This is a genomic window from Streptomyces sp. NBC_01261, from assembly GCF_036226385.1.
Lineage (GTDB): Bacteria > Actinomycetota > Actinomycetes > Streptomycetales > Streptomycetaceae > Streptomyces.
The window spans coordinates 834,438-848,169 of record NZ_CP108463.1 but is presented as its reverse complement, the minus strand read 5'-3'; the positions used below and the strand labels follow the sequence as shown (position 1 = coordinate 848,169).

Below are 13,732 nucleotides of genomic sequence, written 5' to 3'. Positions count from 1 at the left end.
CCGGACCGGGTTGTTCCGCAGGAGCGTCGGGCGGGCCGTCGGGGCACCTCGTCCGTGGGAGAGCCGGCTCCGGACGTAGCGCCGTGCGCAACACCCTTGGAGGGTGGGCGAGTTCCGCGCACCAGCTTTGACGTCGGCGGCACCGGCCAGGTGTGTCGGAGGCCGGGGCGGGTCCCGGACGTGAGCCGGGGACCCGATCTCTCGGCTGTGTTCTTCCGACCCATTGTGGTCGGGCCTGCGCCCCTCTAATGTTCGGCTTTGCCTGAGTCTGTTTGATGCTGTTCGCCCAGTCGGTCTGGAGGCCGCCGTGCGGGATGGTCGGAGCGGTTCAGAGGGTGCGAGACCCGGTCGCCGTCGCTGGTGGAGGGCGATCCTCGCGACAGCCGCGACCATCGCCCTGGCGGCCGGCCTGACCGCGCCCGCCACGGCGGCGGCGCGGGACGTCGGAGAGCGGCCTTCCGCGGTCAGCCCGCAGGCGCACACCGTGACGCTCGACGGCTACTCCTTCCTCGTGGACGGCAAACGCACCTATCTGTGGTCCGGCGAGTTCCACTACTTCCGGCTCCCGAGCCAGGACCTGTGGCGCGACATCTTCCAGAAGATGAAGGCCGCCGGCTTCAACTCGACCTCCCTGTACTTCGATTGGGGCTACCACTCGCCGAAGCCGGGCGTGTACGACTTCACCGGGGTGCGGGACGTCGACAAGCTCCTCGACATGGCGCAGGAGGCCGGCCTCTACGTCATCGCCCGCCCGGCGCCGTACATCAACGCGGAGGTCGACAGCGGCGGCCTGCCCGGCTGGCTGACCACCAAGGCAGGCAACAACCGCAGCGACGACCCGCGATTCCTGAAGTACGCGGACGAGTGGCTGACCCGGATCGACCGGATCATCGCCCGCCACCAACTCACCAACGGCACCGGGTCGGTCATCGCCTACCAGGTCGAGAACGAGTACTACGACGGCTCGGCAGCAGGCCGTTCCTACATGCAGCACCTGGAGGACAAGGCCCGCGCCGACGGCATCACGGTCCCGCTCACCGGCAACAACAACGGCACCTTCAACTCCGGTACCGGCGCCCTCGATGTCGACGGCCCCGACTCCTACCCGCAGGGCTTCGACTGCTCCAACCCCGCGAAGTGGAACGGCGTTCCCGACATCAGCTACGACCACCCGGCCGGAAAACCGCTGTACTCACCGGAGTTCCAGGGCGGCGCCTTCGACCCCTGGGGCGGACCGGGCTACGACAAGTGCGCCCAGCTCATCAACGACCAGTTCGCCAACGTCTTCTACAAACAGAACATCGCCGTCGGCGCGACCGCGCAGAGCTTCTACATGACCTACGGCGGCACCAACTGGGGCTGGCTCGGCATGCCCGAGAACTACACGTCGTACGACTACGGGGCCGCGATCCGGGAGACCCGCCAGCTCGATCCGAAGTACGACGAGGACAAACTCATCGGCTACTTCACCCAGTCGGTCGCCCCGCTGACCAAGACCGAGGCGATCAGGGCCACACCGCCGGACGACTCCGCGGTCGTCGACACCGCCCGGATGAACCCCGACACCAAGACACAGTTCCACGTCCTGCGGCACGGCAACTCCACCTCCACCGCCGTGGACAAGACCCACATCTCCCTCGACCTCAACGCCCAGCCGACCAATGACACCACCTACACCTGGGACGACCCCGACTCCGCGCTCCAGTACGCCGGTTCGTGGTCGCACGTGGCCAACACGAGCTACACCGGCGGCGACTACAAACACACAGAGTCGTTCTCGAACAAGGCCGGCGACTCGCTCACCGTCCCCTTCGACGGCACCGCGATCCGCTGGATCGGTTCGAAGACCGACAACCACGGCAACGCCGACGTCTACCTCGACGGCACCAAGGTGGCGACGGTCGACGACTCCGGCAGCGAGAGCCAGGCCGTGCTCTTCCAGAAGACCGGCCTGACACCGGGCGCGCACACGCTGAAGATCGTCGTTGCCGGGAACCACGGCTCGGGATCCACGGACAACTACGTGGCCGTCGACGCCATCGACGTACCGACCGCGGCCACCGCCGAGCCGACCTACCCGGTCGTGCCGCAGCAGCCCGGCACCGCGATCACCCTCGACGGCCGCGACTCCCACGTGATCGTGGCCAACTACCGCCTCGGCCAAGCGCAGTTGCAGTACTCGACCTCCGAGATCATGACCAACGCGACCATCGGGGACCGGGACATCGCCGTCCTCTACGGCGACCAGGGCAGCGACGGCGAGACCGTCCTGCGCTACGGCGCCAAGCCCACCGTGACCACCAACGGCGGTACCGTCACGACCAGTTGGGACCCGGCCACCGGAGACCTGCGGCTCAACTACACGCACAAGGGCCTGATCCGCGTCAGCATCACCGGCGACGGACAGCGCCCGCTGCTCCTGCTCCTCGGCGACAAGGCCACGGCGAAGACCTTCTGGCGGCAGGACACGGCGAGCGGCCCGGTGCTCGTGCGCGGCACCCACCTGCTGCGGACCGCGACCAGCCTGCACGGCGGCCACACCGTGGCACTCACCGGCGACAACGCCGACGACAAGAACATCGAGGTGTTCACCTCCGCCGCCCAAGTCACCTGGAACGGCAGGACATTGAGCACCCCGGTCACCGACACGGGCAGTCGCACCGGGAGGATCCCGGTGGCCGCCCCGATCCACCTGCCGACGCTCACCGACTGGAAGCACGCCGAGGAATCCCCCGAAGCCGCCCCCGGTTTCGACGACACCAGCTGGCAGGTGGCGGACAAGGCGACCACCAACAGCGTCTCCGGCGCCAACTCACTGCCGGTGCTCTACGCGGACGACTACGGCTTCCACACCGGCAACACCTGGTACCGCGGACGCTTCCGCGCCACCGGCAAGGAGACCGGCATCCACCTGGTGTCGGACTCCGGGGGAGGAGCGCAGGCGTTCTCCGCCTGGCTGAACGGCACCTTCCTGGGCAGCTCCACCACAGGCAGCGGCGACTTCACCTTCCCGGCCGGCTCCGTGAAGTCCACCGGCGACAACGTCCTGTCCGTGCTCACCGTCAACATGGGGCACGAGGAGGACTACAACTCCTCCAACGGCAACAAGACCGCGCGCGGCCTGACCAGCGCCTCCCTCGTCGGCGCGCCGCTGACGTCCGTCACCTGGCGCCTCCAGGGCGTACGGGGCGGCGAGGACCTCCAGGACACGGTCCGCGGCCCGCTCTCGACGGGCGGCCTCTACGGCGAACGGGCCGGCTGGTCCCTGCCGGGCTACCCGGACGCCAAGTGGAACCGCGTGTCCCTCCCGGCAACCGACACGACACCCGGAGTCTCCTGGTACCGCACCGATGCCAAGCTGGACCTGCCGCACGGCCAGGACACCTCGCTCGGGCTGACGTTCACCGACGACCCGGCACGCAAGTACCGCGCCACGATCTTCGTGAACGGCTGGCAGGTCGGCAACTACGTCAACTACCTCGGCCCGCAGCACACATTCCCGGTCCCCAACGGCATCCTGAACCCGAACGGCCACAACAGCATCGCCATCGCCGTGTGGAACCTCGACGGCAGCACAGGCGGCCTCGGCAAGGTCGCCCTGACCAATTACGGCAGCTACGCCTCGTCCCTGCGCGTCGCGCAGAACGACAGCCCGCGCTACGACGCCCGGACCTACGCGATGCCGAGGCGCCCGGGAGCGGACGTCACCCTGGACGTGCCGGACACCGCTCAGCCGGGACAGGCCTTCACCGCCCGGGCGACGGTGCGGGTACCGAAGGACCGACAGCCCGCTTCCGGACTGACGGCGTCGCTCTCCGCCCCCGACGGCTGGAGCGTGAGCGCCCCGACCCCCACGTCGGTCACCCGCCTGCGGCCCGGTGCGTCGGCCACCTTCACCTGGCAGGTCGTGCCCCCGACCGGAACGCTGCCGTCCGCCTCGGCACTCACCGCCACGGTGCACTACCGGCAGAACGGACGGCAGGCCGTCAGCGCCGACGAGCGCGTCGTCGGCGGAATACCGCCCGCTCCGCCCGCCGGGAAGAGCGACGTGAGCGCCCTGCCGTTCCTGTCCTCCACGAACGGATGGGGCCCGGTGGAACGGGACACCAGCGTCGGCGAACAGGCCGCCGGTGACGGCCGCCCGATCACCATCGCGGGCGTCGGCTACGCCAAGGGCCTGGGCACCAACTCCGTCAGCGACGTCCAGCTCTACCTCGCCGGACACTGCTCGCGGCTGACGGCGTCCGTCGGCGTCGACGACGAGACGGGCGGCGCGGGCACGGTGACGTTCTCCGTGATCGCCGACGGCAAGACCCTCGTCACCACGCCGACGATCCGCGGCGGGCAGGCCGCGGTACCGATCGACGTCGACGTCACCGGCGCCCAGGTGATCGACCTCAAGGCAGGCGACGCGGGCGACGGCAACGGCAACGACCACGCGGACTGGGGGGTGCCGACGCTGACGTGCGAGTGACCGAGCGAGGCTTCGCTGGCGGGGTGCGGTCGACGACTGAGGACCTGGGGCTCGGGGGACTCCTCCGACGCCGGAGGAGTCGCCGTCGGCTGCCAGGCGGGTGAGCGAAGCCGGTTCCTACGCGGGGTTCGCATCGTCGAAGTAGCGAAGCAACACGGCAGCCTCGGCTCGGAGCCGTGCGATGCCGTGCGCGTGCGCGGGCGTGGCCAACTGTGCGGCCGCCTCCAGACGTTCGGCGGCTTCGGCTTTCACGATCTCGACCACACGGCGCTGGCTCAGCTCACGCCGAGCCGTCTCCGTGGCGGCAGCCTTGTCACCTGCGCGCGTCGCTTCTGGGAGCGCTCGGCGCGTGCGGAGGCGTGGAGACGCAGCGACGGCCTGCACCGGGGACGTGGTTGCCCTGCTCGTCTCCCTGCGCGGCGGATGCGGGCATTGGTTGGAAGAACAGGGCAACCGGGACCGTCCCTCACGGGTCTAGCCACCGATGACACATCATCAGATCTCGTCGTGCGGGGTGGCGGCGAACCCAGTGTCCCGAGGGGAACTTCATGCGTATGCGCCCGGCTGTGGCCGTCACTTTCCTTACGGCCGCCCTTTCGGCATCGATGCTTCCGGCGACCGCCCGAGCGGCGGACACGGCCGCTTCCGACGACACCACGTTCTCGAACGTCGTGGTCAACGGAGGCAAGGACATCGTGCTCGGCCCGACCACCGGAAAGACCGTGACGATCACGTGGACGGCACATGACCCGGAGGGCGTCGCCGCGTCCTGGGCCTATCTGTGGCACGGCCCCAACACCGACGACGCCGACGGCCGCCTGCCGCTGTACCCCCCGGTGGGAACGTGCGTGGTGTCGCGGGCCGACCCGACGACCTCCACCTGCGAGGTGAGCATCGCTGTGAGCGCCGCGCGGGACTTCGACCACAACGGCCTCGCCGGCGCCTGGAAGGTGCTTGCCGGGGCGCAGGACACCCACGACAACTGGACGGAGATCGACGCTGCCGGTACGGCGAACTTCAAGCGGTACGCCAGGGTGACGGTCAACGCCTCGCCCGAGCCGGTGAAGAAGGGCAGGACGATCACGGTCACCGGGAAGCTGACCCGAGCGAACTGGGAGAGCGGCACCTACACCGGCTACCAGGGGCGACCGGTCCAACTGCAGTTCCGTAAGAAGGGCAGCTCCGTCTACACCGCGCTGAAAACCGTCACCACAGGCGTCGGCGGCACGCTGAGAACCACCACCAAGGCCAGGACCGACGGCTACTACCGCTTCGTCTTCACCGGTACCTCCACCACCGGACCCTCCACGGCGACAGGCGATTTCGTCGACGTCAGGTGACGCACCGCGCCGATTCCCGCCGGTCGGCGCGGTGTCGCGGTCGCTCGGGAAAGTCCGGCGTCCATCCGGGGTGGACGCCGGCCCGTCCGAACGGCCGGTGACCGTGGCGTGGTCGATCGAGTGCCTCGATCCGGTTGCCCGCGGAGCCCGCAGACCGGTGCACGAGCAGGCTTCCTGAGGCGGTCCGGTCGCTGCCCGGCAGCCGCGTCGCGGTCGACCTCTGTGCCGAGTTCCGTCGCGGGACTTCGCCCGGCAACCTGCGTGTGACGTGGCGGCGGCCGTTTCCGGCACGCATGGACCGGACGGGTCCAAGCGTGCCGAAGAGGCGGCATCTCCCCTCGTCATCGTGCCGAGGAGCGGCGGATGCCGACATCTCCCGGCGCCCCCTGTCCGGCCGACGGATGCCGAAGCCGCAGACGGAGGCGATCATGAGCCTCATCGAGGCGAGTGGAGATGTTCGTATGACGTGTTCCGCCGAACCTCTTCGGTCTGCCCTGTGCCGCCTCGCGCCGATCACCGTGCGCGCGAACCTGCCCGTCGTCGCAGAAGGGACCGTCGGCCCTGCTCGCCGGCATCGCCGGGACGCCTCTGTCCGACAGGTGCCGACAGTCCGAGCGGACACGGCCGCCGAGGTTCTGGGCAAGGTTTACGCCCCAGTTCATCCCTTCCGGGCGCTGCGGGCGGTCTGATGGCCTTCGCGGGCGCCGAGGCCGGCCGGATCATGTCCTGAATCAGAGTCGATCCGTCGGCCCGTCTTCGACGCAGCCACGGCGGCTCCTGGTCGGGCTCGCCCGCGACACAAGCCTTCCGCGGTCGGACCCGCCGACGTGTTCGGAGCAGGGGACTGTTCACCCGTAAGCGCACACGGCTTGGAAAGGACACCGATGTCCGGCACCGGAACCTCTTCCTCGCCCAGCCGGCTGAGCCTGGCCGCGATGATCTTCGCGTTGGCGATGACGTTCATCGACCAGACGATCGTGTTCGCCGGCGCACCGAACATCCAGGCGGAACCGGGGCTGACCAATACCGGCGGGCAGTGGGCCATCAACTCCTACCTGCTGGCGATGGCCGGCCTGTTCGCCTTCCCGCCCTGTGCGGACTGACGCCCAAGGGCGGTGCCGCCGAGGGCTGGCTGATCGCGTTCCGGGCGCTCCAGGGGGCCGACGGGGCGCTCATGTACCCGGCCGACCTGGCCATCGTGGTCAACTCCTACACGCTGCAGGAACGCGGCAGGGCCCTCGCCCTCTTCCTGGGGATCGCGGGCGGTCTCACCGCGGGCGGACCGATCCTCGGCGGCTGGCTCACGCAATGGACCTGGCGTGCCATCTTCCGGTCAAGATCTAACACTTGGGTATCTGTGCAGCTCAGAGGCATCATGGGTGCGTGCAGGTCAACAAAAGGTCACCATGGAGTCCCGTAGTCTCGGCTCGCTGACCGGGGGCCGCCACGGCCGGATCTGGGCAGAAGTCCGCCTGCGCCCCGGAAGGTTCGATACGTGGCTCGACAGCTCGACAGCTCGACAGCTCGACAGCTCGCCCGCGGTACGGGGTCGTTCTTCAAGGACTGCGACTGGACCGAGCCGACCCGATGCTCCCACCCGTACACGATCCGCTTTCGCAACGGACTGGGCGGGTGGATGCGATCTGCGCCAGGCCGGGGACTGTGCAGGGATCTTTTGCCGAGGGTCGCCCACAAGGTGTCCGATGGTGTGTGACTTGACGCCCACTCCATCAGTCGTCTGAAACCAAGCAACTCGACCTCACCCAGCGCGGGACAGCTCCGGCGTGTGCTCTCCGCGACTCGTGGCTGCTTCTGCCGAGAACCTGATCGCCCTTCATTTTAGGGCCGGTTGGCCCCCCGCACGGTCCTTCGGCCCACAGCGCGATGACGGCCGGGGCGGGACATTGAAGAGGTCACCGCACTTGCGGTGGCAGTGCCAGGAGGACGGGATCGCTATGGCAGTTCACGATCATTCGAGCGGGCGAGCGGGAGTACGGTTTCCCTCGCGCAGCAGGGCAGCGACCTCGGCGACATCGGTCGCGGCGCGTGACACCACCCGGTCGACCGCGTTCGCCATGGTCTTCGCGGGCGTGCGGATCCTGACCGGGTTCGTCTTCCTGTGGGCTTTCCTCGACAAGACGTTCGGGTGGGGCTACGCGACCGCTTCGGGCAAGGGCTGGGTTGATGGAGGGTCGCCGACCAAGGGATTCCTGAGCGGGGTCGCCGCGGGACCGTTGCAGTCGACGTTCCACAGCATGGCGGGCGACGCCTGGGTGAACTGGCTGTTCATGCTGGGGCTGTTGGCCATCGGCGTCGCCGTGATGTCGGGCGTGGCGCTGCGGTTCGCCGCGATCGCGGGCACCGTGATGATGGCGATGATGTGGGCGGCCGAGTGGCCGCCGGCCCGGCACCTCTCGACCGGTGCGCCGAGTATGTCGTCGAACCCCCTGGTCGACTATCACGTCCTGTACGCCGTGATCCTCATCGCGCTTGCTGTCGGTCATGCCGGTCGGGTGTGGGGTCTGGGCCGTGGCTGGGAACACATGGCGATCGTGCGCGACAACCGCTGGCTGAGCTGAGAGGACGGCGGTCATGCGACACAGCAAGATCGGCTCCGTGATGACGGGCGGTGTCGTGTGCGTCGAGTTCGGCACTCCGTTCAAGGAGGTGGCCCGTCTCCTTGCTCACCACAGGATCAGTGGCCTGCCCGTCGTGGACGGCGACGAGCGGGTGATCGGGGTCGTCTCCGGCACCGACCTCATGCTCGACCGGGCACGCACAGCGGCCTCGCCGCAGCCACGGCCGCGCCTGCGCTTCCTGCCCAAGGGGCGAGGCGCCGGGGACGACGACGTCAGGGTCCGGGCCCATTCGGCCGGCCAGCTGATGTCGAAGCCGGCCGTCACGGTGCACGCCGAGGACACCGTCGCCGTCGGCGCGCGGATGATGGCGCAGCACGGCGTCGAACGGCTGCCGGTGGTCGACGAGGAGGACCGCCTGGTCGGCATCGTGACCCGGCGGGACCTGCTGCAGCTCTTCCTGCGGCCGGACGCGCACCTGCACCGCGAGGTCGTGGAAGAGGTCCTGGGCGGGGCCTTGCGTCTGCCGCCCACAGCGGTTGCTCTGGACGTCCGCGACGGGGTGGTCACTCTCACGGGCGAGGTGGAGCGGCGCATCGAGGCCACGGTCGCGCAGCGGATGATCCAGCAGGTCGACGGTGTGATCGATGTCGTCTCCGAGCTGACCTGGCGTATCGACGACAGCGTGGGCGAGGCGGTGGAGGAGGACCTGAACGACGTCGCGGACGCCTGGATCCACAAACTCTGAGAGGGAGGATCGGCCATGGCACGGCGAGCACTCGTCGCGTACGGGACGAAGAACGGTTCGACTCAGGGGATAGCCGAGGCCGTCGCAGACGCCTTGCGCACCCACGGCATCGAGGCCGAGGTGTATCCCGCCTCCGAGGTCAGTGACGTGACCCCGTACGACGTGGTGGTTCTCGGCGGCGCGCTGTACGCGGGCCGTTGGCACGGGGACGCGGTGCGTTTCGCGCGCCGACACCGTGCCGCGCTGCTGGATCGGGCGGTATGGCTGTTCAGCAGCGGTCCGCTCGACGCGTCGGCCGACGAGCGGGACATCCCGCCGGTACGGGGCGCCCGGCGCGCGGCGATGCGCCTCGACGCCCGGCAGCACGTGACCTTCGGCGGCCGGCTCGAAGCCGGGGCGCGCGGCCGTATGGCACGGATGATCGTCGAGTCCGGACGCGGCGGGGACTTCAGGGACTTCGACCGGATCTCCTCGTGGGCCACCGGTATCGCGCAGGCGAGCGCCGCAGAGGCACAGGTGCGATGACAGGCGCCGGAGCCGTCATGTGGCGGTGGCGGAGCAATCCGCTGCGCCGGACCTCGGACACGGTCGAGGCGTGGACCCGGCTCCTGATGGGAGTGCTTCTCCTGCTCGCCGCGCCCAGCGCCTGCGCGGTGGCGGTCCAGGCCACTTACCGCCATGAGCAGGACAGGGCGGAACAGCAACGAAGTTCCCGGAACCCGGTGCAGGCGACGCTGATCGGGAGTGCTCCCGCGGAGGACTTGTACACAGTGCGCGGAGTGGTCGGTGCGAAAGGCAAGGCCGTTGTCCGCTGGGGCGTCCGAGGCCACGAGACGACCGGGATCGCCGCCGTGACGGTCGACAGCCTCAGCGGGACGGTAACCACGATCTGGGTCGATCGGCGCAATCGAGTCACAGCGGCACCGCTTGATCACGGTGCCGTCGTGGCGCGGTCCGCGGGTGCGGGTGTCGCCGCGTTCACGGGCGTCATCGTCGCGGTGCTTGGTGTCCGGCTGGTTGTCGGACGTATCGGCTTTCGCCGGCGGTTGATCGAGTGGGATCGGGCCTGGGCCGATGTCGAGCCTCAATGGGCTCATCGGGCCTGAGACGCCTGTACGTGAGGAGGGGAACGGTCCATGTCTGGCACGACCGGCATCCTCAGGGGGCTTCCCGCAGAGCACCTTGGCACGGGGGCCGGGGCAGCTCGTGGGGTGGCGATAGCTGTTCCCTCCCTGCGCGTGGCGGTCCGAGGCAATGGCGCTGCGACGCCCCGGAGCTGGGAGCGGCGGGCGCCGAAGGGGCCCGGCCCGATGGACGGGGACAACCGAAGCCCGGAGGGTGATGTGAGCCAGGGACGTGTTTTCACACCGGAGTCACCGGTCCGGGTCTTCCTCCTCGACGATCAAGAGGTCGTACGACGTGGGGTGCACGACCTGCTCGATCTGGAACCGGACATCACCGTGGTCGGCGAGGCGGGTACCAGCGCCCAGGCGCTGCTCCGCGGCCCGGCGCTGCGTCCGAATGTCGTGCTCCTGGACATTCGCCTCCCGGACGGTGACGGCATCACCGTCTGCCGTGAACTGCGGGACCGGATAGCGGAGTTGGCCTGTCTGCTGCTGACGTCGTTCGACGATGACGACGCCCTGCTGGACGCGATCATGGCCGGGGCGGCCGGCTACGTCCTGAGACAGATCAAGGGCTCCGATCTGGTCACGGCGGTGCGGACGGTGGCGTCGGGGCAGTCGATGCTGGACCCGGCGACCACCGGACGGCTGATGAGCAGTCTGCGCGCGCCCTCCGGGCAACCTGCGTCAGGGGCGGGACAGTTGGACGCTCTGACCGTGCGCGAACGCGAGATCCTGGATCTCATCGGTGAGGGCCTCACCCATCGGCAGATCGGCAAACGTATCCATCTGTCGGAGAAGACCGTGAAGAACCACATCTCGCGGCTTCTGGTGAAACTCGGGGTCGAGCGCCGCGTCCGGGCGGCGGTCCAGGCGGTCCGGCTCGCACCGCTGTGCCACAAAACGTGATCTACAGGGCCGCGCTAGCGCCGATCGGGTAGTGGTACGCCCCAGCGCAGAAGGGTGCCGCTCTCGGGCGGTGCGGCCAGGGTGAGTTCACCGCCCAGGTTCCGCGCTCGCTCGCTGAGATTGCGCAGCCCGCTGCGGTGTCCGCCTTCGCCGATCCCGACGCCGTTGTCGGTGACGGTCAGGGTGAGCCGCTCCTTGCGGACGACGAGTGCGATCTCAGCGGACGAGGCGTGTGCGTGCCGGGCGATGTTCGACAGTGCTTCACCCAGTACCGCAACGACTTCGTCCGCCATGGTGTGCGGGACATCGGTGTCGAGCAGGCCCTCCATGAGCAGGGAGGGAGTGAACCCCAGCGTGGGAACGGCTTCCTCGGCGGTCTTGGAAGCACGGGCGCGCAGGCCGTGGCCGGTCGCGGTGCTGTCGTGGGCCCGCAGACCGAAGATCGTGGACCGGATGATTTTGATGGTGGTGTCGAGGTCGTCGACCGCCCGGCCGATCCGCTCGGTCGCCTCCGGGTGCTCGACGAAGCGGTTCGCGCTCTGCAGTGTCATTCCCGTGGCGAACAGCCTTTGGATGGCCAGGTCGTGAAGGTCGCGCGCGATGCGGTCGCGGTCCTCCAGCAGGCTCACCTGCTCGGCCGCCTTGCGTCGGTCGGCGAGTTCCAGGGCGAGGGCGGCCTGGCCGGCGAAGCCGGGCAGCGGCTCGATCTCCGCCTGGGTGAAGGGCGGGCACCCGGCGGTGCGCGCGAGGACGAGTACCCCGCGATCTCCGTCACTGGTACTCATGGGAACGGCGACCGCGGGCCCCAGCCCTGTCCAACGTTCGGGGCAGTAGGTGATCCGAGAGTCGCTTCCCACGTCCGAGGTGACGATCAACTGCTCTGCGGCCAGGGCCGCCCCGCTCAGAGTCCCCTCGCGCGGCAGTCTCACACCACGATGGAGCTCGGCGCCTTCCCCGAGCGCGAGTACGCCGCGCAGTTCCCGCGTTCCGACGGTGACCAGGTCGACCACGCCGAGATCGGCCGAGGTGATGTCCTGCGCCCGGTTCAGCATCAGCTCCAGCACCTTCGTCTCCGGGGTTCCGGAGAGCAGGCCGCGGGTGAGCTCGGCGCCGGCCGCCATCCAGCGTTCTCTGACCTGCGCCTCCGCGTACAGGCGGGCGTTGTCGATCGCCACCCCTGCGGCCACGGCCAGGGTCGACAGGACGGCTTCGTCCTCGCTGTCGAACTGGGCACCGCCGCGCTTCTCGGTGAGATAGAGGTTGCCGAACACTTCTCCCCGGACACTGACGGGCACACCCAGGAAGGAGTGCATCGGCGGGTGGTGCGGGGGGAAGCCGTGTGAGGCCGGGTGCTGCGACAGCTCTGTCAGCCGCAGCGGTTCCGGATGCCTGATCAGCTCGCCGAGTACCCCGTGCCCGGCGGGCAGAGCCCCGATCCGTGCCTGCTCGGCCTCGCTGACCCCGACCGTGACGAACTGGGTGAGGCGCTGATCGGGACCTATGACACCAAGTGCGCCGTATTCGGCGTCGACCAGAACCACCGCGGCCTCGGTGATGTGGCGCAGCACCTGGGAGAGATCGAGCTCGCGGCCCACCGACAGGATCGCCTGCAGCAGTCCGTGGAGGCGTCCTCGGGTGCCGCGGACCACGCGGATCTGGGCCTGGAGTTCGTCGAGCAGCTCGTCCAGACGTAGTTGCGGCACCATCTCGGACCGCGCGTGTTCCCCGACGTCCACTTGCTGCCTCCGGTCGTTCGGTCGTCCCGGGTGACCCTGATGTTGCTGGTGCCCGGTGGGTGGCGCGGCCAGGTCAGAACTGGTGCTCCGCGTCATGACAGGTGAGGCACGTGATGCGGCGAGCAGGTTCCTTGAGGGTGGTCACACCCATGCCCTCCGGCCGCTCCAGATGCTGCGGGTCGACGTTGACGTGATCGGGGCAGAGAGCAGCGCCGCAGTTCCGGCAGACGGCGACTGCGGCGGTGGTCGTCCCGGACTGGTGACACTCGTAGCAGTTCATGCTTTGTTCTCCTCTCTGAGAGGTCGACAGGTGCGACGGGGTGCGCGAGCACGCCCGTTTGAGCCGAGACCTGAAACAGGCGCACGCTTCAGCGGCGTAAGAGCTGTGTGGTCCCGTTCCGCGCCTTGACCGTCGTCCGCAGGCAGGAAGAGCGCACGTCGGCACGTGGACCTCGCAGTGGAGCGTCTTACCGTCCAGTGCGCTTCTACGCCCCCGATGAGCGGGCGATGGTCAACGGCCGACATCTCGGCAGGCGCAGAGGGGCGAAGGGACACGACCACCGACGCCGCAGGGAGCCCTTCGGTCTGCCGCGGCGGGAGGCAGTCTTCCCACCAGGACAGCGCGATCATCGTGCCGAGCAGGGTGAGCGGGAGCACCGCCGGGAGGAGCAGTCCGTACATGAGCACCGCCAGGGCTTCGATGGCCTGTCGAGAAGGGCGGGGCAGCGGGAGATGCCTCGCTGGACGCATCGGGTTGCCCAGGAGCACCGTGTGCAGGGAACGGGACACAGGCCCTGCGACGGGTGGGCGGAGTGCTTCGGTGCG

The 13,732-nt window shown here is 69.1% G+C and carries 10 protein-coding genes and 1 pseudogene; 8 read left to right on the top strand and 3 right to left on the bottom strand.

The genetic code is table 11. The annotated features are described in order from the left end of the window. Positions 1 to 307: 307 nt before the first annotated feature. On the top strand, positions 308 to 4,474 hold the full coding sequence (locus OG226_RS03685; protein WP_329347872.1) for a beta-galactosidase: 4,167 nt from the start codon (positions 308 to 310) through the stop codon (positions 4,472 to 4,474). A gap of 117 nt (positions 4,475 to 4,591) precedes the next feature. Here the strand turns inward: OG226_RS03685 and OG226_RS03680 are convergent, their stop codons facing one another. Continuing rightward, on the bottom strand, positions 4,592 to 4,738 hold the full coding sequence (locus OG226_RS03680) for a hypothetical protein (protein ID WP_329347871.1): 147 nt from the start codon (positions 4,736 to 4,738) through the stop codon (positions 4,592 to 4,594). 284 nt (positions 4,739 to 5,022) lie between these two features. On the opposite strand from OG226_RS03680, the gene OG226_RS03675 reads away from it, so the two are divergent. The 7 genes and pseudogenes from OG226_RS03675 (at position 5,023) to OG226_RS03645 (ending at position 11,171) form a co-directional block, all read left to right on the top strand. Beyond that, positions 5,023 to 5,814 carry a hypothetical protein gene (locus OG226_RS03675; protein ID WP_443066859.1) on the top strand — a complete coding sequence of 264 codons (792 nt, stop codon included), beginning with the start codon at positions 5,023 to 5,025 and terminating at the stop codon, positions 5,812 to 5,814. An 884-nt stretch (positions 5,815 to 6,698) separates the two neighbouring features. Further along, a pseudogene (locus OG226_RS03670) lies at positions 6,699 to 7,174 on the top strand (MFS transporter); the annotation flags it as partial. Positions 7,175 to 7,769: 595 nt separating this feature from the next. Further along, positions 7,770 to 8,393 carry a hypothetical protein gene (locus OG226_RS03665; RefSeq protein ID WP_329347870.1) on the top strand — a complete coding sequence of 208 codons (624 nt, stop codon included), beginning with the start codon at positions 7,770 to 7,772 and terminating at the stop codon, positions 8,391 to 8,393. A gap of 13 nt (positions 8,394 to 8,406) precedes the next feature. Beyond that, a complete protein-coding gene (locus OG226_RS03660) occupies positions 8,407 to 9,138 on the top strand; it encodes a CBS domain-containing protein (RefSeq protein WP_329347869.1) in 732 nt (243 codons plus the stop codon). Between the two features lie 15 nt (positions 9,139 to 9,153). Continuing rightward, positions 9,154 to 9,663 carry a flavodoxin domain-containing protein gene (locus tag OG226_RS03655; protein WP_329347868.1) on the top strand — a complete coding sequence of 170 codons (510 nt, stop codon included), beginning with the start codon at positions 9,154 to 9,156 and terminating at the stop codon, positions 9,661 to 9,663. Then, positions 9,660 to 10,244, top strand: coding sequence for an Rv1733c family protein (locus OG226_RS03650; protein WP_443066858.1), 585 nt, complete (start codon positions 9,660 to 9,662; stop codon positions 10,242 to 10,244). The genes OG226_RS03655 and OG226_RS03650 overlap by 4 nt, the downstream gene beginning before the upstream one ends. A 237-nt stretch (positions 10,245 to 10,481) precedes the next feature. Then, entirely contained in the window at positions 10,482 to 11,171 is a 690-nt protein-coding gene (locus OG226_RS03645) for a response regulator transcription factor (protein ID WP_329347866.1), read from the top strand. A gap of 14 nt (positions 11,172 to 11,185) precedes the next feature. On the opposite strand, the gene OG226_RS03640 is transcribed toward OG226_RS03645, so the two are convergent. Beyond that, positions 11,186 to 12,877 carry a sensor histidine kinase gene (locus OG226_RS03640; RefSeq protein ID WP_329353312.1) on the bottom strand — a complete coding sequence of 564 codons (1,692 nt, stop codon included), beginning with the start codon at positions 12,875 to 12,877 and terminating at the stop codon, positions 11,186 to 11,188. Positions 12,878 to 12,980: 103 nt separating this feature from the next. Then, positions 12,981 to 13,187 (bottom strand): DUF2180 family protein, encoded by a 207-nt coding sequence (locus OG226_RS03635; protein ID WP_329347865.1) that lies wholly within the window; start codon positions 13,185 to 13,187, stop codon positions 12,981 to 12,983. Between the last annotated feature and the right edge of the window lie 545 nt (positions 13,188 to 13,732).

What these genes read in the sequence shown, in the direction of transcription:
- OG226_RS03675 (WP_443066859.1), top strand. Translation starts at nt 5,023, where the DNA reads ATGCGTATGCGCCCGGCTGTGGCCGTCACTTTCCTTACGGCCGCCCTT.
- OG226_RS03665 (WP_329347870.1), top strand. Translation starts at nt 7,770, where the DNA reads ATGGCAGTTCACGATCATTCGAGCGGGCGAGCGGGAGTACGGTTTCCC.
- OG226_RS03660 (WP_329347869.1), top strand. Translation starts at nt 8,407, where the DNA reads ATGCGACACAGCAAGATCGGCTCCGTGATGACGGGCGGTGTCGTGTGC.
- OG226_RS03655 (WP_329347868.1), top strand. Translation starts at nt 9,154, where the DNA reads ATGGCACGGCGAGCACTCGTCGCGTACGGGACGAAGAACGGTTCGACT.
- OG226_RS03650 (WP_443066858.1), top strand. Translation starts at nt 9,660, where the DNA reads ATGACAGGCGCCGGAGCCGTCATGTGGCGGTGGCGGAGCAATCCGCTG.
- OG226_RS03640 (WP_329353312.1), bottom strand. Translation starts at nt 12,877, where the DNA reads ATGGTGCCGCAACTACGTCTGGACGAGCTGCTCGACGAACTCCAGGCC.
- OG226_RS03635 (WP_329347865.1), bottom strand. Translation starts at nt 13,187, where the DNA reads ATGAACTGCTACGAGTGTCACCAGTCCGGGACGACCACCGCCGCAGTC.